The organism is Allorhizobium sp. nf9_anc (assembly GCF_056323085.1).
This window is the reverse complement of record NZ_JBWHZM010000003.1, coordinates 76,150-98,611: the sequence shown is the minus strand read 5'-3', so window position 1 is coordinate 98,611 and position 22,462 is coordinate 76,150. Positions and strand designations below refer to the sequence as shown.

17 protein-coding genes are annotated in these 22,462 nt (G+C 57.0%); 9 read left to right on the top strand and 8 right to left on the bottom strand.

From position 1 onward, the window contains the following. The first annotated feature begins 270 nt into the window (after positions 1–270). From AC02Y0_RS23900 to AC02Y0_RS23865, 8 genes are all read left to right on the top strand, one after another. Positions 271–1,908: a hypothetical protein gene (locus AC02Y0_RS23900; RefSeq protein WP_476384537.1), complete on the top strand. Its 1,638-nt coding sequence runs from the start codon at positions 271–273 to the stop codon at positions 1,906–1,908. 378 nt (positions 1,909–2,286) lie between these two features. Then, entirely contained in the window at positions 2,287–3,567 is a 1,281-nt protein-coding gene (locus AC02Y0_RS23895; RefSeq protein WP_476384536.1) for an ABC transporter substrate-binding protein, read from the top strand. Positions 3,568–3,696: 129 nt separating this feature from the next. Beyond that, entirely contained in the window at positions 3,697–4,575 is an 879-nt protein-coding gene (locus AC02Y0_RS23890) for a carbohydrate ABC transporter permease (RefSeq protein WP_476384535.1), read from the top strand. Further along, positions 4,568–5,401, top strand: coding sequence for a carbohydrate ABC transporter permease (locus AC02Y0_RS23885; RefSeq protein ID WP_476384534.1), 834 nt, complete (start codon positions 4,568–4,570; stop codon positions 5,399–5,401). The genes AC02Y0_RS23890 and AC02Y0_RS23885 overlap by 8 nt, the downstream gene beginning before the upstream one ends. Then, positions 5,401–6,807 (top strand): phosphodiester glycosidase family protein, encoded by a 1,407-nt coding sequence (locus tag AC02Y0_RS23880; protein ID WP_476384533.1) that lies wholly within the window; start codon positions 5,401–5,403, stop codon positions 6,805–6,807. Before AC02Y0_RS23885 ends, AC02Y0_RS23880 begins: the two co-directional genes overlap by 1 nt. A 4-nt stretch (positions 6,808–6,811) precedes the next feature. After that, positions 6,812–7,930, top strand: coding sequence for an ROK family transcriptional regulator (locus AC02Y0_RS23875; RefSeq protein ID WP_476384532.1), 1,119 nt, complete (start codon positions 6,812–6,814; stop codon positions 7,928–7,930). A gap of 24 nt (positions 7,931–7,954) precedes the next feature. Beyond that, positions 7,955–9,028 (top strand): ABC transporter ATP-binding protein, encoded by a 1,074-nt coding sequence (locus AC02Y0_RS23870; protein WP_476384531.1) that lies wholly within the window; start codon positions 7,955–7,957, stop codon positions 9,026–9,028. A gap of 154 nt (positions 9,029–9,182) precedes the next feature. Further along, the gene (locus AC02Y0_RS23865) at positions 9,183–10,826 is read left to right on the top strand and encodes a Na/Pi cotransporter family protein (RefSeq protein ID WP_476384530.1); all 1,644 of its coding nucleotides are present in this window, start codon (positions 9,183–9,185) and stop codon (positions 10,824–10,826) included. Between the two features lie 776 nt (positions 10,827–11,602). Here the strand turns inward: AC02Y0_RS23865 and AC02Y0_RS23860 are convergent. The 8 genes from AC02Y0_RS23860 to AC02Y0_RS23825 all read right to left on the bottom strand — a co-directional run bounded on the left by AC02Y0_RS23860 (position 11,603) and on the right by AC02Y0_RS23825 (position 21,259). Beyond that, positions 11,603–13,114 carry an ISL3 family transposase gene (locus AC02Y0_RS23860; protein WP_476384544.1) on the bottom strand — a complete coding sequence of 504 codons (1,512 nt, stop codon included), beginning with the start codon at positions 13,112–13,114 and terminating at the stop codon, positions 11,603–11,605. Further along, positions 13,098–13,625 carry a hypothetical protein gene (locus tag AC02Y0_RS23855; RefSeq protein ID WP_476384529.1) on the bottom strand — a complete coding sequence of 176 codons (528 nt, stop codon included), beginning with the start codon at positions 13,623–13,625 and terminating at the stop codon, positions 13,098–13,100. Before AC02Y0_RS23855 ends, AC02Y0_RS23860 begins: the two co-directional genes overlap by 17 nt. A 126-nt stretch (positions 13,626–13,751) precedes the next feature. Further along, positions 13,752–14,411, bottom strand: coding sequence for a transcriptional regulator (locus AC02Y0_RS23850; RefSeq protein WP_476384528.1), 660 nt, complete (start codon positions 14,409–14,411; stop codon positions 13,752–13,754). A gap of 310 nt (positions 14,412–14,721) precedes the next feature. Then, positions 14,722–14,832: a hypothetical protein gene (locus AC02Y0_RS23845; protein WP_476384386.1), complete on the bottom strand. Its 111-nt coding sequence runs from the start codon at positions 14,830–14,832 to the stop codon at positions 14,722–14,724. Positions 14,833–14,914: 82 nt separating this feature from the next. Continuing rightward, entirely contained in the window at positions 14,915–15,613 is a 699-nt protein-coding gene (locus AC02Y0_RS23840; RefSeq protein ID WP_476384334.1) for a hypothetical protein, read from the bottom strand. Positions 15,614–16,617: 1,004 nt separating this feature from the next. Further along, positions 16,618–17,292 carry a hypothetical protein gene (locus AC02Y0_RS23835; RefSeq protein WP_476384527.1) on the bottom strand — a complete coding sequence of 225 codons (675 nt, stop codon included), beginning with the start codon at positions 17,290–17,292 and terminating at the stop codon, positions 16,618–16,620. A gap of 221 nt (positions 17,293–17,513) precedes the next feature. Then, the gene (locus tag AC02Y0_RS23830; protein ID WP_476384526.1) at positions 17,514–20,138 is read right to left on the bottom strand and encodes an AAA family ATPase; all 2,625 of its coding nucleotides are present in this window, start codon (positions 20,136–20,138) and stop codon (positions 17,514–17,516) included. Then, positions 20,135–21,259, bottom strand: a complete 1,125-nt coding sequence (locus AC02Y0_RS23825; protein WP_476384525.1) for a metallophosphoesterase family protein — start codon at positions 21,257–21,259, stop codon at positions 20,135–20,137. Before AC02Y0_RS23825 ends, AC02Y0_RS23830 begins: the two co-directional genes overlap by 4 nt. A gap of 317 nt (positions 21,260–21,576) precedes the next feature. Between AC02Y0_RS23825 and AC02Y0_RS23820 the strand changes: the two genes are divergently transcribed. Next, complete coding sequence (locus tag AC02Y0_RS23820; protein ID WP_476384524.1) at positions 21,577–22,449, top strand: DUF4238 domain-containing protein; 873 nt, start codon at positions 21,577–21,579, stop codon at positions 22,447–22,449. Positions 22,450–22,462: the final 13 nt, after the last annotated feature.

The window sequence follows — 22,462 nt, the reverse complement described above, 5'->3', positions numbered from 1 at the left end:
GCCGCCGATCCTCATTCCGCACGTCCAAAAATGCCGCAGAAACCTGCTCAGCTGAGCATCTGCGCCACCGACGGATACGAGCTGCATGCACTGCGCCTCCGCGCGGCTTAACCGGCTAGCGTCGGGCATGGCCCTCCCCGGTAATCCGTGGAAGGCACGGGAAGCATAAAAGACGGCAGGTTCCCCGACATTGGCCTTTCGATCAACCAGAGAACCAACACATCATCAGAACAAAGCGACTTCAATCATCATCCAGCAAATCCCTTCACCATGGCTTCGCCCGCTTCTACCGTCCAAGGCACGCTTCAGAAAGTGTGCGACTTCTTCTACGAGGCCTTCCTCAAGACCAACGCCGTCCAGAACATCCGCCAGGGGCAGAGCCATGACGTCTACAAGATGCTGTGCGCCTATCTCGTCCATCACGAAACAGGCGCCGATCTGCCCCAGGAGATCATCGACGCGGCCACGAACCTTACGCTCGAGCAGAAGGAGGGCATCGAGGCCCTCGGCCTACTCGCAAGGGAGTGCAAGGACATTGAGCGTGCGATCGAGGAGGAGTGGGCGGCTCTTCCCAAGACCGCCAAGGACCACATCAAGTCTAACGCGGGCAAGAGCCGAGGTAGAATTCAGGCATTCAGGGATGGCATGCCCTTGTGGCAGAGCCTAATGATGGGCGCCATGACCGGCGGGGCGATCGCCTGGGATGTCTGGTCCGTCAGCAATGTTCCGGACAGCTCACTCTTCCCGCGGGTCGTCCCCTTCTCGGTCGGAACCGTTCCCCTGACGATCGGTTTCCTGATCTCTCCCGGAGCCAACTGGCGGCAATTTTTCAACGCCATCTTCCAGGACAGGGTCTTCCTGGGGGTTAGCCAGCGCATCAATCTCACCATCGGCATTCGTCACGACGACTTCTACGAGGACAAATCGCGCTACATCACCTCGGTCGGCGTGTCGTCCGTTCTGCTGATGCTTGCGTTCAACCTGCCCCAGAAGATCATCGCCATCAAGCAGAACATGGATGTGAACAAGACCGGGAAAATGCCTGCGGCCGACGATGAAGCCCCCGAACTGCTGGGTATCCGGGATGCCATGAACATGCATTCCGAGCGCCTGAACCGATATCAGAAGTCCCTGAAGGATTTGGCGAACCGGTTCGTCCTTTCGCAGGGAACGGATGATGCCCTGACACGGATCAGCGGCAAGGCCCACAGGACCTCAGAGCTTCTGAGCCGGGCTGCGGGTCAGCATATCGCCGAAAAACAACCCGACTTCGTGAAGAAATCCCAGATCGTGGTCCTGTGGGATACCATCCTGGGCTTCATGTTCTACGCGGCAAGGCAGAATGATGCGCAGATCGGCGCGCTCATTCCCTACGCGTCGTTCGCCAAAATGAGGATGCTCGAAGTCCTCTTCAGGCAGACCCAGAACCTGCAGGACATGATCAATCTCTTCGCCCGCTCCGGCGCACTGGCGCTTCTCCAACTCGCATCGATTTCAGCCGTCCTTCAAACGGAGGGCTCCCGCGCGTTTGACGACCCCAAGCTCAAGGCCGGCATCACGGTGGCCCTATCCACCGTCAATCTCACAGTCATCCAGTATGGCCCCGCTATCATGTTCACTCTCCAGGATGCTGGCGCGGCATTCGTCCGCTTCGCCTGGAAGAAGTGGCATGACATCGAGGCATCGCGTGACGGCGAGTTCTTCGATGCCGTGGAGTATCCGGACGACGAACGATCGGAGGAGGAGGAGGAGATCTACCACGATGCACTCGAGATCCTACTGAGCCCGGACGCCGCCTACCTAACCGAGAGTTCCGAGCCAGACGAGTTCTTCGACGCCCGCTCCACTTGGGACGCAGTATTCGACATCATGGCCGATGCGGAACGTGTCCTTGGGTCTACGGTCTAGTGCGGGGATGAGTTTACCGAGGAAAGGGAGTGTTTCACGGGTCCTTTCAACAAGGGCAACCCGGATGCAGAGATCACCGGACCAATCAACTGGCTGGTGTCGGAAATGGTTTCGAGCAGTTGGTATTTAGGTATTCCAGGATGGTTTCAATCAAGTTCCTCTTTCGCTACAGCGCAGCACCACCGAAAAATGTGATCTGAACCTTACTGATTACATCTGCATATATCCTGCCAGTCGCCACCGAGATTGGGCCTAACAGCGGAAACAAAGTTTCACCTATTCGTCATCAGCCCGTAGCAAAACATCGGTAACAGCGTTGACACCAATTAATTTCCGTGATGGAATTTAATAGGGAACCAACGAAAGGGAGTATGCAAAATGACTCGGAGTGCAACATTCGCCGTGGCGCTGGCCACGACCGTCCTCACGTCAGGCGCAACTTGGGCGGCGGACTTAACCCTGCGCTATATGAGCTTCGATCCCGTCCAACTGGAGCAAGAAAAGCCGGCGATAGCGGCGTTCGAAGCGGCCAATCCGGGCGTTAAAGTTCAGGCTCAGGCATTGCCGCAGAAGGACTACTGGCCGAACCTGTCAGCCCTTGCCGCATCGGGCAGCCTGCCGGATGTGATGATGATGTCGTCGGGCTACATCCAGCAATGGGCCGATGCGGGCAACCTCACAGACCTGACGCCCTTCGCTCCATCCCTGGACCTAGAAGGCTATACCAAAAGTGCCGTCGAGGTCGCACGCATAAATGGAGGGCTGTTCGCCGTCCCCCAAAGCTGGCAAGGGCCTGTTCTTTTCTACAATCAAGATGCTTTCGATGCCGCAGGCCTCTCCTATCCAACACCCAGTTGGAAATGGGCCGACTTCCTTGAGGCTGCACAAAAGCTAACCGTGGACAAGAACAGCGATGGCAACCCAGATCAATGGGGATACTGGGTCTTCGGGCGTTACGCGCAGACCGATGGATGGGTCTACCGCAATGGCGGCCGCTACCTGAATCCCAATGCAACTGCGCTGGAGCCCAATCCGCAGGCAATTTCCGCTCTTTCATTCTTGACCGACCTCGTTGTCAAGGAAAAGGTCGCTCCGCCTCCCAAAGACATGGAAGGTGTGCGCTTCCAGGATGTTTTCCCCCTGGGCATGGCCGCGATGTGGGTCGACGGTTCCTGGAACATCTCGAACAATCGCACGATCATAGGCAACAAGTTTCGCTGGGGCATCGCTGAGATCCCACTTGGTCCCGACGCAACGCCGGAAACTGCGCGCGCCTATGCGTGGCCAGACATGCTCGCCGTCGGCTCCACATCTGAAAATCCGGAGCTCGCGACCGCATTTATCAAGCACATGACCGATGGTTCGCGCAGCGCCAAAGATTTCCGCGGCGGCAAGGTGCCTGCATTCATTGAAGTCGCGGAGCGTGAGGAATGGCTTGAGCGAGACCAACAGCCCGGCAATAAGGACGTCATTCTCAAGATCGGACAGCAGCAGCTCTATACTGGTTTCTCCAAGAATTGGGACGCCTGGAGGGGCTACGGAGCATCGGGGTCGGGCGGCGTAAACGGCGAGCTGGACGAAGTCTTCAACGGGCGAAAGTCGCTGAATGAGGCCGTCAAGAGCTTTGTTGAATACGGTAACAGCGTACTCCAGCGATAGAGCCTTTTAGTCGACGCATCGACCCGAAACTAATTCCCGCTTTCGGGTCGATACCCTGGCTACCGCCATCCACGAACTCCTTCGATTTTGCAGCTGGGACTGAGCTCCTTTACCCAGCAGGAGAGCACCATGCAGCGTAACGCCCGCACGTTCCCTTGGATCGCCCTTTTCTTCCTACTGCCAACACTTGTAGGCCTGACGGTGTTCCGCCTGATCCCGGTGGTCTGGGCATTCATCATGTCGTTTACGCGGTGGCAGATTTTCGACCAACCCCAATGGGTCGGTTTCGACAACTACATGCAGATCCTCACCTCGCCGGCGGCGGCGAAGGTCTTTCTGAACACCGCTTGGTTTACTCTTCTCTATGTCCCAGGCGCAATCGCGCTGGCTACGGTCTTGGCAGTCTTGCTGAACAATGCTTTGCGGATATCGGCATTTTTCCGGGGAGCATTCTTTCTTCCTTACATCACTTCAACCATCGCTGTCGCACTGGCATGGCGCTGGATCTTCTCGACAAAGTTCGGGATCCTGAACAACCTCCTGCTGTGGCTCGGCGTTGACGCGCCGCCGGCATGGCTCGCCGATCCGACCTGGGCGCTTCCGGCGGTGGCGATCGTGGCCGTATGGAAAGACAGCGGGTTCTACATGCTGCTACTCCTCGCGGGCCTCCAGACGATCGACCCGTCAGTGTACGAAGCGGCAAGGATTGACGGTGCCAAGAGGATTCGGCAGTTCCTCGAGATCACCATACCGCTTTTGTCCCGCAGCTTGTTTTTCGTGCTGATCATCGCGCTCGTCCGGTCGACCCAGACCTTCGAACTGACCTATGCGCTTACGGGCGGAGGGCCAAATGGCGCCTCCAGCACCCTCGCCTTCTTTATCTACGAAAATGCCTTCGTGCATTTCCAAATGGGTTATGCCTCGGCCCTAGCATATCTGCTGTGCTTCGTGGTCGGCCTCATCACACTCACCAACTTCTACGTCCGCCGGAGATGGGTCCATGAATAACAGGTCGCTCCTTACCGCCCTTTACGGCGCGCTCACACTGTACGCTCTCGTGACCTTGTCCCCATTCCTGTGGATGCTGATCACTTCTTTCAAGGAGCCAGCAGACCTTTTCCGCTTGCCGCCGAGCTTTGTGCCGACCCAACTCTTCACTGACGCACCCTTTGCCAACTACACGTCGGTGCTCACCGAGCGGGATTTCACAACGTATTTCGTCAATTCGCTGATCGTTTCGACTTCAGCCTCCATAGGACAGGTCATCACATGCGCCATGGCAGGTTATGTCTTCGCAAAGGTCCCGTTTCGAGGGCGAAATTTTCTTTTTGCGGTCGTGCTGGCTACGGCGTTCGTCCCGAATGAGGTAACGATCATCCCAGAGTATCTCCTGATGCGGCATCTGGGGTGGATCGACACCTTCCTGCCATTGATCGTGCCATCATTTCTCGTGGGATCGTTCGGAACATTCATGCTGCGGGAGTACTTTTCCGCTCTTCCAAATGATTACTCTGAAGCCGCGCGCATGGACGGCGCGTCGGCCTTCCGGATATTCTGGGATATCTACCTCCCGCTTTCTGTTCCAGCACTCATCTCGGTCTTTGTGGTCGCGTTCATTCACAGTTGGGACGAGCTTCTTAGACCCATTCTCTACCTGAATTCGCCCGAACTCTACACCGTCCCGCGCGGCCTCATCAGTCTGGTTAGCGAGTTCGACGCGCAGTGGACATGGTTCATGGCGGGGTCAGTCATTTCCACGCTGCCCCTCGTCGCGATCTACATCCTGGCCCAACGTTACGTCATCCAGGGGTTCGTCGCAGGCGGAGTGAAGTAATGATCGAAATGACAGGTTCTTCCATGCAGGCTATTAGAAAAGAGAACGTGACCCTTGCATCTGGACTGCAGGCAAAGATCGCCGTGGTTCAAGTCGAGCGATTTCACGTACAGCCATTCAATGACTCGCCGCCCGGCGAAGCCGTTGCAACTATTGAAGCTGCGCTGGCGTCGGCGCGGCTTGGAGCACTGACCTATCAGGTCGCTCCACCGGAACATCGCGCCGCAGAAGGCGGGAGTGCGTACGATCTTCAAGGCAAGACAATAGAGCTTTGGGCCGCCCGCTCTGCGACCATGGCGAAGCAGTATGAAAAGGCTGGCGTGTCCGCTTGCGACCTCTGGAGCGACAGACGAAGCACCACGCCGTCAAAGTACCCTGTCCCGCTCGCCTATACCGACTATATCCGCTTACGTAGCGCCGGTCTCGCCAAAGATGAAATCCTCTCGAACGCAAATTACTTCCTCTTCGAGCCGAGGGAACTTGATACCTTTTTCGAAGCGTATGGCGACCCCGTAGGGATGGTCGCCGCGGCCGGGGTGATTCAGTATCCTCCCCAAGTTCCAAGGGCGTGCTTGGTGTTCGATGGCGAGGTGCATGCCATCAGGAACCTTTCCTTCGCGGATGTCGCCGTGACCTTACCCAACGGAACCGTCGTTCTCGCTCATAAAGCGGGAGCGTTCGGGGACAACCAAACCGGGTGCATCCCAATCGCCCGTTACTACGGTACGAACGATGGCATAACGCCTCTGGACGAAAATGCCGTCGAGGTCGCGATCGTCGGACGTTTCGCCGTGGCCATGTCTCGGGGTGGGGGTATGCCAGTTCCCAGGACTGGCTGCGTGTTGCGCTTTCCGGACGAGCCCGATCCAAGCCTGGTTGAAGCTCTGCGGCAAGGGCAGCCAGTCACGTATTTCCTCCAGAACGGCATGGTTGTGGAAGGAGTGCAGGCAGGTCCAAGGCTAGTGGGCAGCGGAAAAGCGCTAAGCGATGACGCAATTTTCGAAAAAGAAGGTGTCTTCATAAGAGGTGTTTCTGGCGACCTGGGGCAACCGTCGCCCTACAACTGGAAAGCGGACTGGCATGAAACACGTGCCGCGCGGCTAGGTGCCGGCATCGATGTCAACGGCGGTCTATTTCTCCTCGCGGTGGAAGGCCGGTCCACCTATGCCTCGCATGACGTTGTCGCGCAGGGAGCGACGTTGTTCGATATCGCGGATCTTTTGCAAAGATACGGTGCGGTAGAAGGCATGCATCTCGATGGCGGAGGCTCCGTCCAGTTGTTTCGCCCATTTGGAGGAGCGATCCTCAGACCCGGAAATTTCTGCCGCGGTTATGAAGACGTAGAAGCGGACTATGACCGGCCTTTGCCATTGGGGCTTAGGTTGAAACTGAAACAAGCGGGCTAATACTTTGGCATTTCATCAAGAGCTGAATGAGCTTCAACTTCAAACACTGGAGACGGTGATTTCCGGGGCCGCGCCGAGCCGTCTCGAGCTATCCCATCAATTCGGCGTTTCTCCGCAAACAATGACGCGAGCGGTCAAGTCTCTTGTCGATAACGGTTACATCGATGAACAGGCGGATTCGAACGGAACTCGGGGCCAGCCGTCCAGGAGACTGATCTTCAGAACGAGTAGCCTACTCGTCCTCGGTCTGGTTCTGGCAAACGAACGTCTGGTTGTCACGGTCGAAGATCTGGCCGGCGAGCGCCTCTATAAAAGGGACGTCAGCGGAGATTTCCACGAACCGCAACGCACGCTCGACGAGGCGACTGCAATGATCACCGAAGCGTTCGCGGCCGTCGGTGCAACAGAACGTTTCGTCGGTATTGGGATCGCCGCGCAGGGTTTCTTTATAGAGAAAGGCCGCCGGGTCATCTCGATAGGCAATCCACTGGCTTGGTCTCGGGTCGACCTAAAGGAGTATTTCGAACGGTGTTTTTCGCTGCCGGTAACCATTCAGAACGATGCCAAAGCAATTGCTGTCGGCACGATCCGGGAGGGCTTGGCACGGCTGCACAGCCACTATTTCTGCTTCTACCTTGGCGGAGGTGTAGGCGGAGCCCTCGTTAACAACAATGAACTCTATGAAGGGGTCTCTGCGAACGCAGGCGAAATCGGCAACTTCGTTCCAAGAAACGAATTCCGGCCGACAATCAGTAATTTTCTTAAAGTCGCAGATCTCGAAAGAGTGGAGGACTGGAGCAATGTAGGAAGCCTTCCGTCCTCCGTCGACGACTGGTGCAGAGAAGCCGGCGCATCTCTTACGCCAGCCGCCCAGTTAGCCGTCAGAACATACGATGTCGATCGATTGTTTGTCTGCTCTTATATGCCTGGCCCGGTCCTTCAGGCGATCTGCTCGGCCATAAGGGTCGAACCCATAGGCAGCAACCTGCTGAGTGCGGAGGATGCGCACCGACTGCTGCGATGGCCGATCGTCAGCCCAATCAACGATACCTCGCTGAACCGCGGTGCATGCGCCTTGGCGAGTTATCATTTCCTGCGCAATCCTAGAAACCCGCAATCATAGTCCACACTCAGGAGGGGAACCCCCATGGCACCGATTTCGTTACGTAACATTCAGAAGTCATATGGCGACCTTCCGGTCATACACGGGGTGGACCTCGAGATCAGCTCTGGCGAGTTTGTCGTGATCCTGGGACCTTCCGGGTGCGGAAAGTCGACTCTTCTGCGAATGATCGCGGGTTTGGAGGACATTACGACGGGCGACCTCGCGATCGATGGAAGGATCGTCAACCACATGGAGCCGCGGGAGCGCGGCTGCGCCATGGTGTTCCAGAACTATGCCTTGTACCCACATATGACTGTCGCGGCCAACATCGGTTACGCGTTGAAGGTGGCGGGCGTCTCAAAATCCGAGCGCCAGAAGCGTGTAGAGGAGACGGCAAAGACCGTCGGCTTGACCGAGTTTCTCGATCGCAAGCCGGCGGCACTGTCCGGCGGCCAGCGGCAGAGGGTCGCTATGGCAAGGGCCATCATCCGCGAGCCGGCTGTATTCCTGTTCGACGAACCCCTTTCAAATCTCGACGCCAAGCTCAGGGTAGTAATGCGCGCTGAAATCCGGCGGCTTCACCGGCAGCTTGCAGCCACATCCATCTTTGTGACACATGATCAGCACGAGGCCATGACTTTGGCTGACCGCATCATTGTCATGAACAGCGGACGCGTGGAGCAGGTGGGCACGCCTTCTGAGATCTATCACAATCCCGCGACAAGGTTCGTTGCAGGATTCGTCGGCACTCCGGCAATGAACCTGCTCGAAGGTAGAATCACGGCCGACGGCCGCTTCCGGGACGCCCATGGCACTGACATCAAGGTCCGGCCCGAGGTGGCTGGATATGCCGAACAGCCGGTCGTCTTCGGCGTCCGTGCGGAGTCAGTCCGCCTTGTGGAACCCGGCACTCCCGGCGCGCTAACCGCTTGTGCGGAATTCATCGAGGAGCTCGGATCGACCCGGATTATTCATTCGGTGGTGGGTGATGCCGCGTTCGCCGCGACCGTCTCACCGGACATCCGCGTTGGTCTGGGCGAGCGGCTCGGTTTCGCGTTCGATTCCAAGGACACCCACCTCTATGCCGCCGATTCCGGCTCGCGGATCGGGGCATAACTCTCTTACGTCCCCAGAACTGGCGATCGGATCGCCCGTTTTCCGCCCCGTGCGGTGTGGGTCGGAGTGCGGTTTTGAATGCCCCGAGTGGCAGTAAGCACCAGGCGGGCAGAAGTAGGAACTACCAGCATCCGGTCACTCAGAAAGGCGGGACATGCAGTCCACCATCGTGATGATTAATCTGGGCGGTGCAGTAGCATTGCTCCTCTTCGGCCTTTCGCAGGTGAAAGATGGCGCACTGCGTGCGTTTGGTGCCAGCTTAAGAACCGGCCTCGCCACTGGAACGGCAAGTGGCCTACGGTCGTTCCTTTCTGGCCTTTTCACGACTATCGCCCTGCAGAGCTCTACCGCCACAACGATGATAACTGCGTCCTTCGTCGCGGGCGGTCTGATCATGCCCCGCATGGCCCAGGTTTTACTGCTCGGCGCAAACGTTGGAACCGCGATAACCGCGTGGGTGGTCGCCGCCGGTATTGCGTGGCTATCTCCCCTGCTGCTGCTTGCTGGCATCGTACTCCAGCGCCATGCGTCGGCGGCAAAACAGGGATGTGGGGTTGCGCTTGTAGGCGTCGGTCTAATGCTGCTGTCGTTACACCTCCTCAGCAACGCCACCGCGCCGATGAGGGATTCCGCCGCTCTGGTAAGTTTCATCACGCTGCTTGACGAGGCGTGGCCCGTGGCACTTTTACTTTCCGCGACAATCGCATTGCTAGCGTCCTCCAGCCTCGCCGCCGTTATGCTTGTGCTATCACTGGCCTCTACCGGTGCACTTTCGCCAACGCTGATCGTGGTTCTGGTGCTCGGTGCCAACCTTGGCGGCGCCGTTCCGCCGTTTATCGCTACATTTGGCCAATCCATTGCAGCGCGAAGGGTTGCCTTGGGCAATCTCATCGTCAGAGGGACTGGCTGCCTGATTGCCCTTCCTCTTGCCGGCTACGGCGCGGCGTTGCTCGACCTCCTCCCCTTCGGTCCGGAAAAGCTGCCAGTAGACGCTCACTTGAGCTTCAACATCGCCCTGGCCGCCTTAGCATGGCCCTTGGCGCTTCCGCTTTCACGGCTGACGATGGCTCTTCTTCCCGAACATGAGCAACCAGCAGCAGGGCCGAAATATCTCGACATTGAGGCGCTATCCGAGCCAGTTGTCGCCCTAGCGGGAGCCACGCGCGAAGTTCTAGGCGTCGGTGATCTGATCGAGCGCATGTTGCAGCGTGCCTCCGACGCTTTCGAAAGCAATGACCTGTCGAAACTGTCCGAGATTGCGGAACTGGAAAAGCAGGTTGACGCGCTGCAGCAGGAGATAAAGATATATCTATCGAAGCTTGGCCGCGGCGAAATTAGCGACGACTATGCGAGACATTCTAGCACCATTATAGACTACGTGATCAACCTGGAGCACATCGGCGACATCATCGAGAAAGGACTGACCGAGCAAATTCGCAAAAAAGCCTCCTTGAGTGTTCGGTTCTCTGACGAGGGCTACGACGAACTGAAGAAGATGTTCGATCTTACAATCGACAACGTGCGTGTGGCACAAACAATATTCGTCACTAGAGATTTCAATCTGGCGAAGCGGATGATGGACCTAAAGGTAGAAGTTCGACACATGGAGAAACGTTCGGCCGCGCGTCACCTAGAGCGGCTCCGGAAAGAGCGCGTGGATAGCATACATACAAGCTCTCTTCATCTCGATGTGTTGCGGGACTTGAAGCGCATCAATGCTCATCTCGTCTCGGTTGCTCATCCAATCTTGGACGAGAGCGGGCTATTGTCGGAAAGTAGACTGCGAAGCGCAGGCTAGGACGCGAACCCAAAGATCAAAGATAACTAGTTCGTGCGGATAACGCTCTGCGAAATGAATCGCTTTCCCTGAGGGCATCAAAGTAAGCAACAAGCAGCCCCCATGTGGCGAAGCAACTTAGCGGTCGGCTATCGGAAGCGGACAAGATGAACCGCTGTGAGCAAGAACAGCATTTCCCAGAAGGGCTGCCGTCACACTCTGTGCGACGGCAGCAAAGGTGCCCCGAGAGGAGGCGGGGAGTTCGAGTAGCATGTTCACGAGGAACCCCAGTCGGTTCAACTGCGAAAGACCAGAGCATCCGTAGCCACAATGGGTCGAACTACGCTGTTACGCAGAACTGACGCCTTGAACCTGCTCGTCGCCTGCCGCAGCTCAGCGAGTTCCTCAGTGAGGGACATGGTGCCGGCACATGCTTGCTCAGCAAGCGCCGCGTTTTGTTGTGTTAGGAGGTTCATCGTTGCGACGGCGGCATCAATCTCTCGAACCGCGTCCGCTTCGCTCTGGGAGGAACGCGCGTATTCCTCCACATCGTTCGAAATTTCGTGAATGTTGACGGAAATATCATCTAGAGCAACCTTTACTTTCGTGACGTGCTTGACCCCTTCGTCAACCTGAATGGAGGAATTCGTGATCAGCTCTCGGATTTGTTTCGCCGCGCATCCGGCCCTTTAAGCGAGCTCCCGAACCTCCTGTGCGACGACGGCAAACCCTTGCCCCTGTCCCCTTGTGAATCGGCGTGCAAAATTGGCTCTGACGCAATTTTGGTGGCCAGAGGCCTATCCGGCGCCAATGACGCGGGCCTGAAGGAGGTCGATTTTCCCTCGGCCGTACATCTGGCGTTTTACAAGCTTGAGCTTGGTAATCTGCCCTTCTGTCTTTCTATTTGACCACGGCAAACTGATCGGGGCACTCACGGCTGCCCGGTCTTTGGCGACACCATTGGCGAAGGCCGCGACCAAGCTTGATCGGGCCCGTTCCAGCCATGGTTCGAGATCGGCAAGAGATTTCTTGCGGATGATGGCTTGGAGAGCGGCGACGACTTCCCGCGCCTCCACGAGTTGCGGCACGAAGCCTTCAATCGCGGCAACCGTAACGGTCTGAGACTTGGAGAGATCGTCGCGAGCGATGGTCATGAGGCGTGCCAAAGTCCGTGCCGACGGCGTGCGGCTCAACGCTTCGCAATCCATCTTTTCCGCCTTTCTCCGACGCGTCGCCCACTCGGTTACGACACGAAGGCAGCCCTGGAATCCCTGGCGCGTCAGGTCTCGCCACAACTGTGTGCCATTGCGGTGACCGGCACTCCACTGCGCGTCGAGCCATGGCAGATAAACTTCAAGGGAGCTCTCCCGCACGCGGAACACCTCAGATCGCTGACCGCGTAGCACCCGCCTGACGAGGCCGCGACTGTGCCCTGTGCAACGAACGATTTCTTTGATTGCAGCACCGGACTTGGCCAAGTCCAAAATGACGGCGTTCGTGTCTTCTCGATGCAGATATCCCTGATATTGGATCAGCTCTGCTGCCGTCAGCAGCTCCGTGTTGATCGTTACCGACCCGATCGCTGTTCTGATCTGTCGCATCGATTTGCGGACGGCGTCGAGGAATGCCCGACTGGCGTTCTCCATCAAATGCCATCGATCGGCCACTTGGGTCGCGTCCGGCAATGCCTTGGCTGCAGCAAGGGCGTAGGCGCCACCGCAGTCGCGGGCGACGACACTGATCTGTTGCTGACCCGAAAGCCAGGCCTGAGCGGTTGCCGGTTCTCGGTCTGGCAGAAGTGCAATGGTTTTGCGCCGTTCGAGATCGCAGATGATCGTCCCGTAACGCTGGTTGCGCCGCCATACCCAGTCGTCGATGCCGATCACCGTCGGCGGAACGATACGCGGGGTGCCGCGCCGTCGGACGACACGCAGCAAGGTGTCGTTGCTGACCGGCACCATCAGTCTGCGGGCGATAGTCGCCGCCGGTCGCCCACCCAAAGCAAGCCCGAGATGGTGGACGATGTGATCAAGCCGCGCAGTGCGCCGCGCCCACGACGCCAGGACATCTGCCTCAAAGCGCTCGGCAAAGATCCGTCGGCCACACAGCACTGCGTCACAGTAGAAGCGGCGTGCGGCAATTACCAATCGCACAGACTTTCCCGCGATGGGAAGATCCGTCAGGCGTCGATGATAACGACTGTGTATCCGCGCAGATCTTGTTCCGCAGCCTGGACAACCGCTGGATATATCCGTCGATCGGACGCACGGCACATTCTGCCGTCGGGCTCGTTCAACGTTCGAACCGATTGAGCATCTTCATCAATTGTGCGTTTTGCAGGCGGAGCTTTCTCACAAGCTGGCCTCTGAGGGCCCTGATTTCATTATCCAGGCTGATCTCGTCATCGGACGCCGCCATAACAGCAGGTGAGGCCTTTGACGAGGCAAGGACAGGCTTGGCTGTCCTGCTGCGTCGCTTGCGCTTGGCCAGCGTGGCTTCAGAGACATCCTCGACGTTAGAAGCTCCATGTACCGTGATAACCACGGCAGCCGAAAATTGCGTAGGAGAAACATCATCGACCTCGGAGCCATCGGTCACCACCGTGTTTTGATGATGATCTAGAGCTTGTCCGGGCACGCCATATGGGGCGGCAGGGTCATCGGTTGGATCGACATGATCCAGACTCCCTTTATCAAGCAGCTTGGCCGAACTCGCGATCCCAGGCTCGTCCAGGTTCAGACCATCGACGTGTTCATCTCCCTGCCCCTTCTGCCGCCGTGACGACATAAGTCTGGAAATGAATTTCCATGGAGATGCCATTCAATCGGCCTCGCTTTTCATTCCGTATGCAAGATTAGAGCTGAGATGCTGCCGGCCAATGGCCATTACCAAATGCTCGACCCTAAAGCATCAAAATGCGCCGAATCCTAGGCCACCTGCCTTTCGTCAATCGAGGTTTAGTCTCTTGCGCAGATCGGCATTTTCCGTACGAAGCTTCTCGGCCAAGAGCTTGCGCAATCTTTGGTTTTCTTCTTCTAACTGCAAAAGATCCGCCATATCGTCACTTGCTGTGGACGCGGCCGGTACCGCCTGTACTAACTTCCTATCGCGCGCCACACGTGGCGCCCTGGCAAGGGTCGCACTGGCTGTGGATTTAGACTTGCGTCCCCGCTTCTGCTTTTCAGGAGTTCCGGTTGCCTGGTCAGAAACTGCTTCGACGGAAATTGGATCAGGGGCTGTCTTATAGGCGCGAGGTTTGCGCTGCTTCTTTTCGGCAGTCGGCGTTTCACCAATGGCCGCCGCTTCTGTCTTGGTCATCGTGTTGTTTTCGTCGGCCATGTCGGTCACCTCTTTCACTGCCTCAGTACTGTGCCCGCTAATCGTCGATGTCAACACAGCTCTGGCAGCCTCATCGACCGAGAGTGATATACCATCAATGTCTTGGTGATGCTGCTGCTCGTTCCGCGGAAATGGCATTGCTTCCTCCTCGACAGCGCGGGTAACGGACTTGAGATCAACATTGCCCCAGATTGAGTTAGAATTTTCATCTGATGTTCGCCGACCGGATTTGTATTCCACGACAAAACTGCGTTGGACTTTTTTCAAGCTAGGGGCCCTATATGTTGAAGGAACTTGGTGGGGCAGCGTCGCCACAAGACCAGAGAATAGGGATTGCTCATCTCTCAGTCCAGGCCAATGACCTCTGGATATGTGGGATACCACGGTGAGAAGGTCGCACCCCGAGGATCTGGCAACTCGGTCGCCGGCTCGAACAAAACGCCTCACCAGTGTCTCGCCTTGAAAGGATTCGAACCCGGCGCTGGCCAGCCAGAAATTTACCCCTCTGAATCAGCTAGGATTTCTGACTGGCGGCTCAGTCCTCCGTCATCGCCCGCGTCAGTTGGTCAGACAACGGCTACAGGAGGTAGGACATTGCCGTCCTCTCACCTGTCTTGACGAATACCTCCACCGGCATGCCTGACAATAGGTTTAAGTTTCCGAGCCTGGCCATCTCTTTGGCCTGGATCCGGGTGCGGATTGAATACCAGGCCTCGCCCGTCTGCGGAGAATCCAGATTCGCTGATATAAGAGGAAATCTTTTGTATGCGCTAAAATCTCCCCATCACTTCTAAAATATTGTTATCGACGATTCCTACAACCTTATCGAACTCACCTCGATCTTTACCAACAAACATTCGAACCGAAATAGACATGTCACCGCCGAACTTGTAGTTTATATAACATGTCGTACTGCATATTTTTTTATCGTATATAATATCGCCGTTGTATTTATACAAATAAAATTTGCCGCTGTGTCCGAGTGCATTTAAAATTCCAAACTTAGTATGCAACTCACCGGATCGTATTCCTTCATGGAACGAAAACTCTATATCATCAATTGTACTTCTTGTCGCGTTCTGCCTCTTGGAGACAGAACAGAGAGTTGCTAGTGGCGCAATCAATTCCTCGCACAACTCCCTAAAGGTATACCGGACCGATAACGCCCTAAAGCCAGCAGCTTGATGCTTCTCTAGCTCGCGCAAGAATGATGGACTATGGCGCCTAAACACGAGAGTTTCGTCTTCGCCGTTATCGCTGGTCAGCCGGAGAATAGCTCCTTCAATAAGGGGAAACCTGTAGCTGATTGGGGTCTTTCCAGTTGAACTGAATGCGACCTGGAACTCCTTCTCGGAAGACTCTTTTCCCGAAGTTCCAGCCGGCAACAGCAGCAGCAGCACCATCACAAGCGGCGTGCCTCCCCGACCAACTCTATATCTTTCCGGGACCGGCAAAGTGGTCATGTTCATGATCCCGTCTGGGTTGTCTATCTGGGCGAAGCGAGTCAGGCATTTGCTCATCGGCTGCCGAGCCAACCAGCACCAGAGAGCACCGCAACCCTGGATCGATCTAGCCGCCAAACCTTACCCCAAAGTGTGTCGGAGAATATTCCGAGAAATTACCGACGAATAAGACACAGAGGTGAGAGCTTAGGGTCTAATCATGATGCAGTTGCGCGAGTAGCCGCGATAATTCGAAGCCTTCAGACGATGTACGCGTTTCGCGAGGCCCAGGACTGTGGTGTCTCGTTGCTACCTATGGAGCGCGTTTTCGTCGAAGCCAAAGCCGAATTTCCGATTCTTGCCGCCGGCGGATGGCTTGAGGGCAAACGGACTATCGACCCGTTAATGCGAAGCCTCTGCTCTTAACGGATTTGAAGCGTCGTGTTGGTCAAACAGCCGCATCTCAATTGTTTTTGCATCTGATTTCTAACGCCACCGCGCCGTTCACATGAGATTTTCCTTGGCATCAAAGGCAGCTTGGCTGACCGACCGCTGCGTAAGATGCGAATGGAACCGCTTGCAGTCCAATCGCGAACAACATGCCGTGGCATGCGGCCCAGAACCATTTGCTGGCTCGGAGTTGAGGCCGGATGACCGATGTCAGCAAGATCGCGATACTAACGAAACCCACGGCAAGCCAAAGGAGCGTCAGTGGGGGGTTATAAATCATAATCACCTGGAGACAGCTAGTAAGGAAATAGTGTCCTGCCGTGGCGTAAGACCAAGCCACCACCGCTATCCAAAGCAACGCATGGACAAGCATCGCCCCGCGCCTCAAACTCGTACTCTTTCGCAGGTCTGTCTCCATCGTTGCAGCTTTCTTCGTTCATCGGGACTTCGCTCTATGGCAAATGGAGGTGCCGGACGCGACCGCGCGTCATGTGTTACGTCACTTCCCGCCTAATCTGGGCTCGGCATGCTGCCAGATATGGACTTCCATGAACTGAAACAGATGCCTTCTGACCGCTCGCTTACTTTGAAAACCTGCCGAAGCGTACGCTAGTCCGCCTTGGCACCTTTTCTTCGCCCTCGAACCTCCAACTCACGCTGAACTGGTGCCCGCCCACCGAAGGAATCCAGGCAAGTAGAGTGTTTGCGAGGACGTAACCTCCAGTCCAGTCAGAAACGGTCGGGAACGGGCGCCAGACATCTATGAAAGCAGGAAACTCTCTAGTGCAACCAACCCGGTGTTGCGGACGGCTATACATAGAGTAGTCGTGATACAGACACCGAAAGCCATCGCTTTCCAGAATTTTCATGAGATTTAGGCTATGCGGGTTCTTCTCATGATGCGGTTTCGCGCCAGACAGAATGAGATGTAGGCAAACCTCCATGTCACGCTCATTGCGAACACGGTGAAATTGCAACCGGCGCACTCCCGAGCTGTCCGTCCATAAGCAATCATCAGCTGACTGAAACCTGTAAAACGCAAGCGCGTAGCGTCCGCGATCGATTGGATGGCGGGTGGCCCACAGCACTGGCAGGCGATGACCCATCTCGAAGATCTTCTGCTCGGCGCTCAGACGACGAGGATCCCAATCTGTTTGCCAAAGGCCTACGGCCAAAGCAGGAAGCAGCAGCCAAGCGAGGAACAAATTGACGAAGCCGCCCAGCATGGCCACGAACATCACCAGATATATCAGCATCCGCGATGTCCTATGAGATGATCGGAACTCATCACGATCCACATATTTGACGCCACCTGTAGGTGCCCCGGTTTAAACCTATATGTATGCTGCTCCAACGGCACAAGATTTGTCCGCCGCCCGCAACATAGGTCTTCAGCCGCGCATGGCGTGGTAGCTTCATGCGGAATGCGCGCCTGATTACCTGGTCTTCATGGAGACGAGCGCCGCGGGTTGGATATCTACGGCTGCCATTCCTTCATCTGCAGCACGTTTCCTCCGAGCTTCTGAAACGCCCGCTGGCGACAGGAGAACACGATAATCTGCTGGTCTCGAGACTGCCTGTGCAGCGCATCGAACATCTTTTCGATGCGGTCGTCGTCCGAATAGACCAGCGCATCATCGAGAATGACAGGTGCAGGCCGGCCATCACGTGCGAGAAGCCGCGCAAACGCCAGCCGCGTCAGCACTGACAACTGCTCCCGCATTCCGCCGCTCAGGCGATCGACATCCTCTTCCTGACCATTCCGCAGGATGGTCTGGGGTAGAAGCGTCTTGTCGTCGAAGGTGATCGCAACATCGTCGAAGAGCAGTCTCAGCAGCGGTCTGAGCTCAGTCATAACAGGTTTGAGGTAGAGCTCGCGCGCCTCAGACCTGGCATCGTCGAGGGAGGTGGTCACGCGCTGGAGGACAGCCACTTCCTTCTCATATGCAGCCACCCGCGCAGTCGCCGCATTGAATGCCTCCGAAGTCTCCCGCCATTTCTCTTCCACCGCCTCTTCCGATTGTGCGCGGATCTCTGCGTTCAGTCCGGCCATGGCCTCCCGCAGCGCATTGATCTCCTTTTCGGCTGCTGCTTCGATCGAGCGAGCACGCGTCAGCGCCGCCTCGATCGACGCGAGATCACCGGCATCTGTACCAAGCTTCAGGACATGCGCCTCCGCCTCAGAAAGCGATTGGTCCAGATCAGCTAGAGTGGCAGACAACGAACGCTCGCGCTCTGAGCGCGCTTCTTCCGGCCCGAGGATCACAGCCAACTGCGCCTGATCGGAAACCAGAGACGCCAATCTCGTCTCCGCGGCGACGAAGGCGTCATCGGCACGAGACTGATCTGGCTCTACTTCGCGCAGGGCGAGACGCGCCTGCTTGCGGCGTTCTTCGGCTTGTGCCAGCGCGTTGCGAAGCAACGCCGGATCCTCATCTAATTCGAGACCGTCAAGGCTGATGGTGCTACCTGCTTCGACCTCCTCCCTCAGTTTCGCCAGACCCTCTGGAGCAATGAAGGACAGCCGGTCTTTCAACCCCCGCAGGTCAGCATTGGCCTGCTGTGCCCTTGCCTGCCTGTCTCGCGCCGCAGATAGGCTATCGACGCCCATTGATGCAAGAAGGGCCGCTCTTGCCGCTTCTGCCTGCACCAGTTGGTTGTCGCTCCGACCGGGGCGGTTCGAACGCAGGGTAATTGTTCCAATTCCTGCGACTTCAAGTCGAGCATGTCCGTCGTAGGTCCGGTCCTCGCCATCTACCAAGGGCTTGCCGTCGAGCGTCACCGTTCCGGCTGCATCGGTTTCGTAGTGGATTGAGACTGACGGGCGAGCGGCCTCATCGATGGCACGCAGCTTGGCGATTTCGACTTCGCATGCTTGCAGTTCTTCGATGGACTTTGTCGGTATTTGCAGAAGTGCGAGTTGAGCCTCACCCTCTTCAATGCTCTGACGGACCTCCTCCGCCTCGGCCAATCGCTGCTTCAAGTCAGCCAGGCGCTTGTGCGCCTCGTGTGCCTTTGTTGCCGCGTCGAAGCGGGTTAGCCGCTCGCGGAGCTCCTGCTCCTCAGCCTCCGCGAGATCCACGTTCTCACGTGCCTTTTCAATCACATCGGCCGCCTGCCGCCGCCGCTTTATCGCTTCAGCCCTATTGGTCTCTGCAGAAACTAAATCTTCTTGCAGATGGTCTGCCTTCTCCCGAGCTTCAGTAAAGGCCTTGAATTCCCGCTCTGCTGCGTTTCGCCTTTCGCGGACAAGCTTCAGTTCCGCTTCTGCCGTTTTCAGCTTTTCGTTCTGCGCCTTGGCGGCATCAAACCTGCTCTGGGCTGCCTGAATGGCCGTCCCGCGCTCTTCTTTTTCTGCAGGACTGTCGAGTTCGGCAAGTCGCGCTGCTGCACTCGCGCGTTGATCCAGCGCTTGACGCAACCGGGTCACCTCGGCTGCCAGCCGCGCCTCATACGCGGCGAGCCTCTCCCGTTCGTCGATAGCAGCTGCATAGCGACCGCCAGCTTTCGGCCTGCCGGTCGCCGTGACCATGTCTGCGAGGGCCTCTTTCACAGCCGCCAAGATCTCGGCCATCCGACGCCCGCCAGTGACGGCTTCCACCTCGCCCTGGACGGATTCGAGCAGGCTTTGACGAACCTGCTTTTCGCCCTCCTCTTCGGTCCGGCTTCGTTTTTCAATGCCGGTGATACCTTGGCGCACCCACAGGAGGCCTGCAGGTCCGGAGGTCCCTCCCCTGATCAGGCTAGTGACGAAGTTTTCTGCCTCATCTGCCTGGGCGACAAGCCGGCCGGATCCAAGATCCACCACACGGGCTGACCGCCCACCATAATACTGCTTGGTAATTCGGAAGCTGCCCCCGCCGGTCGTGATATCAGCTTCGACCAACGGGTTCCCACCACTATATGGGCGCAGTCTCTGAACATCGCCCGGGGTGCCGGAATGGGGTTGGAAGAATAGTGCATGCAGGGCTTCAAAACTCGTCGATTTGCCGAACTCATTGGCGGCGCAAAGCACGTTCACGCCATCTCCAATGCCTTCCATGGCAACGCCGCGACCGGCAAACCGTTTGACGTTGAAAAGGCGAAGGGCGGAGATCTTCATGGCGAAACCGCCTGGGTATAGGAGTAGAGGCGCATCAAGGCCGCCCGCGCGATCTCGCGCTCAGACATGGGTCGACGTTCATCGGTGGACTCGGCAAGCAGCGCATTGGCAGCTTCACGCAGGGCGCCGCCGCGATCGATCTGGTCTAAGTCTTCCAGCTCGCATTCTGTGGCCAGTCCATCCTGATCCAGCTCCAGAAAAGCAAAATCCGGAGCTGCCTTTTCAACGGCGGCGACGAGCTCAGCACGCGCAGCAAGACGAGTGTGCCCTGATGCCACTACCCGAAGCAGCGAGTTCCTCCGTTCTCGTAGAGCCGGGAGCAAGGTATTGAGAGCAGCCTCTGGGGCGTCGCCGTCAAACAAATGAAGATCGAGGTTACGCCAAGCGAACGTCGCGGTGGGCAATGCCTGAACATCGGGGATACCCGACGAGCCTGCAATCGTAACCAGAAGAGCCGTACCCGGCGCGTCATGCTTGAAACGGTCAGGCTCAGGTGTACCGCAATAATGGGTTCGCTGATCCACACTGACCACGCCGTGCCAATCGCCGAGCGCTAGATAATCAAGTCCTGCGCGTCTTGCTCTATCTGGTGCAATGACCTCGGACGCGCCTCCCTCTTCTGCAAAACTGCGAATGGCCCCATGAGCCAGTCCAATCCGCAGCGTGGCATCGGGTGTGGCTTGACCATCCATCCATTCCGTCAGGTCTCGCCCGGGGCGGCGGGTGGTGCACGGCGCGGGGAGCAGGACGACACCGCCTTCCAATTCGATCGGCCGGGGCTCGACCGCGAGTACGACGTTTTCAGGTGCTTCTGCCTTCAGCGTCGTCCAGAGTTGGGAGGCCTGCAGGGAATCGTGATTTCCTGGCAAGATAACCCATCTGATCGCGGGGTCGTGCGCCATCTCGGCAAAGGCCTGGCGTCGCGCATGCGGTGCAGGTGTCTCGGTATCGAAGGTGTCTCCTGCGAGCAGCACCGTTGTCGCGCTTTGCTCGCGAGCGTGTGCAGCCAGCCGGGCGATCGCGTGGTGTCTTGCTTCGCGCAACCTGCTGGGCAAGTCACCCTCGAAGTTGCCGAAACGCTTTCCGAGATGAAGATCGCTAGAATGGATGAATCGAAACATGACTACCGGGTATTGAGAGGCGTTCGAGTATCTGCCGCGTTATGTTCGCGCAGTCTATCTCATTCTCTCCAGCGATCACCATTGGCTTGAGCGAGCGGCGACGTCAGTCGACCTGTGAACCGCTGCTCAGCGAGGCTCAGACCTCAAGCTGGGCAACAACCAGGATGAATGACCGTTGCGATCCTGGCATCGAAGGATTCTTCAGCCTACACTGGCTCGGACGGGAGTGAGAGACCATTTGAAAAGCAACAGACGACCCTCCCCTGCTATCGGCACTCGAAAGAGATTTCGTAACGCCAGAACATCGAGTTTACGTTATGTCGCGCAACGCGCCGCACCGCCATCACTACGTTCCACAGATGGTACAGCGAAACTTTGCTAACGAGAGCGGAGGATTATTCTTCTGGCGGCGGGGCATGCCCGTTGGCAAGGTTCGCGTCTCGAAGCCCTCGAACCTGTTCGTTGAGGACCACTTGTATACGCTCGTTGATGAAAACGGTATGCGCGACCATTCGATTGAATATTGGTTTGGTCGATTAGAGACAGCTGTAGCACCGTTCATCCAGGGGTTTCTTACCAAAGTACGGGCTGGGGTGACGCCGATCATGCATCGAACGCATTTGGATTTGTGGCATACCTACGTTTACCATGCACAGAAGCGGACTGTGGCCTGGCATCAACGATTTCTCACTCCAGAAGACCTGCTGGTCGTCGTGAAGGAAATTGCCACAGAACAGCAGTGGCATGAGCACCTCCAGCGGTGGGAGACGGACCCGAAGGCCGCTTTGCGCGAGATGAACAACGCGCGAATTGCTTCGCAGGTAACTCCGATGCCTGACGAAATGCTGGAAGAGTTCCGAAGCATGGGACTAGCCATTTACATGGCGCCCGCAAGGACTTCGTTCATTCTCGGAGACGATATGCGCGGAGAGGCAATTCTCGGCGCAGGCTGTATCCAGTTCATGCCAATCGCTCCGGACGTTGCTGTAGGCTACTGCGATGCTCCCGGCGTGCACATGGAACGTGTAACAGCCATGCACGTAAGGCGCATGAACGAAGCAATGACTAAGCAGTCATATCTGATTGCTGGCCGATCGGAGGCGCAGATCGCTTCCTTGTCACGAACTCCCTATGCTCCGCCCAATATACTGAAGGACTGGCTCGATCACCGACAAGTGCCGGAGCAATGAAGATCCAACTGTC